This is a genomic window from Dietzia sp. DQ11-71 (genome assembly GCF_014144995.1).
GTDB classification, from domain to species: Bacteria; Actinomycetota; Actinomycetes; order Mycobacteriales; family Mycobacteriaceae; genus Dietzia; species Dietzia kunjamensis.
On the sequence record NZ_JAALDT010000357.1, the window covers coordinates 1 to 1550 of the forward strand.

A 1550-nucleotide genomic window follows, 5' to 3' on the forward strand; every position below is an offset into this window, starting at 1 on the left:
CCATGCTCGCCGACGCCAAGGCCCGCGCCGACCGCATGGTCGCCGAGGCGACCACCCACGCCGACGGGCTGGTGGGCGACGCCCGCGCCGAGTCGGCGGAGCTCCTCGACCGCTCGCGTCGGGACGCCGAGTCCACCACGAGCCGCGCCCGCGCGGAGGCAGACCGGCTCGTCGAACAGGCCAACATCCTCTACGACCGCACGATCACCGAAGCCCGGCAGGAGCAGCAGCGGATGCTGTCCGAGTCCGAGGTCGTCCGCATCGCCGACGAGGAAGCCGCGCGGGTGCGAGACGCCGCGCACGCCGAGAGCGAGCGTCGGCGCGAGGAATGCGACGCCTACATCGACGAGAAGATGGCCCGGTTCGAGGAGTTCCTCGGCACCACCCTCCGCACCGTCAGCCGGGGTCGCGAGGAGCTGCACGGTGTCGCCCCGGTCGGGCGACGGGAGCCCACCGGCCGGCGGGGGGTCCGCGAGGACGAGCGCCCGGGCGACGGGTACGGGGACTACTGACCCCGGCGGGTAGTCTGCTGGGCGTGTCCACCACCTCCCGTACCCCCCGCCACGGCCGGCCCGCCGCCGATTCGCTCGTCCTCGACACCCGCGTCCTCGGACGCGCCCCCGGCTCGATGGTGCCGGTGCAGCGTGCCGCCGTCCTCCCCTCGGCCATCGGCGTGGAGTTCATCCGGATCCCCGAGGGCTCCGAGGTGGACCTCGACCTCATGCTGACCTACGTCGACGAGGGTGTGCTCGTCACCGGCTCGGTCACCGGTCGGGCCGAGGTCGAGTGCGCGCGCTGCCTGGGCGAGTTCTCCGCCCCGGTGGGCGTGGACCTGACCGACATGTACGCGGCCGAGGGCACCGCCGCGGCCGAGGCCGCCGAGCAGGACGAGGTCCGCCTGCTGGACGGCGACCTGCTCGACCTCGAGCCCGCGCTCGTCGACGCGTTCGGTCTGGAGTTCCCCATGTCGCCGACGTGCACCGACTACGGACACGACGAATGCATCAACCCGGACACCCCCGCTCCCGACGGCGTCTCCGGCGACGCCGAGGGCTGGATCGACCCGCGCTGGGCCGGGTTGGCGGAGAAGTTCGGGTCCACCGGAGCCGGCGACGCCGGTGAGGACCGCGCGTGACGGAGCAGCCGTCGCCCCTGGACTCTGTCCTGGGGGTCGCCCTCCCCGCCGACCTCGCCACCCAGGCTCTGACCCACAGGTCGTACGCCTATGAGCACGGCGGTCTGCCCCACAACGAGAGGTTGGAGTTCCTCGGCGACGCGGTGCTCGAGTTGGTCGTGACGGAGTACCTCTACACGGCGTACCCGGACCGTCCCGAGGGGGACCTCGCCAAGATCCGCGCGAGCCTGGTCAACACCTACGTCCTGGCCGACATCGCGCGCGAGATCGGCCCCGGCGGCCTGGGAGATCACCTGCGGCTCGGCCGCGGTGAGGAACTGACGGGCGGTCGTGACAAGCACTCGATCCTCGCCGACACCCTCGAGGCGGTGTTCGGGTCGGTCTATCTGACCCACGGGCTCGAGACGGCCCGGGG

General features: G+C 72.8%; 2 protein-coding genes and 1 pseudogene. All 3 read left to right on the forward strand.

The window, feature by feature from the left end; all coding sequences use genetic code 11:
* Positions 1-512 (forward strand): annotated as a pseudogene (locus G6023_RS12505) (DivIVA domain-containing protein); the annotation flags it as partial.
* A 23-nt stretch (positions 513-535) separates the two neighbouring features.
* Positions 536-1135, forward strand: coding sequence for a YceD family protein (locus G6023_RS12510; RefSeq protein WP_182635792.1), 600 nt, complete (start codon positions 536-538; stop codon positions 1133-1135).
* On the forward strand, positions 1132-1550 hold a 419-nt coding region (locus G6023_RS12515; RefSeq protein WP_347570771.1), incomplete at its 3' end, for a ribonuclease III family protein. The genes G6023_RS12510 and G6023_RS12515, both read left to right, overlap by 4 nt.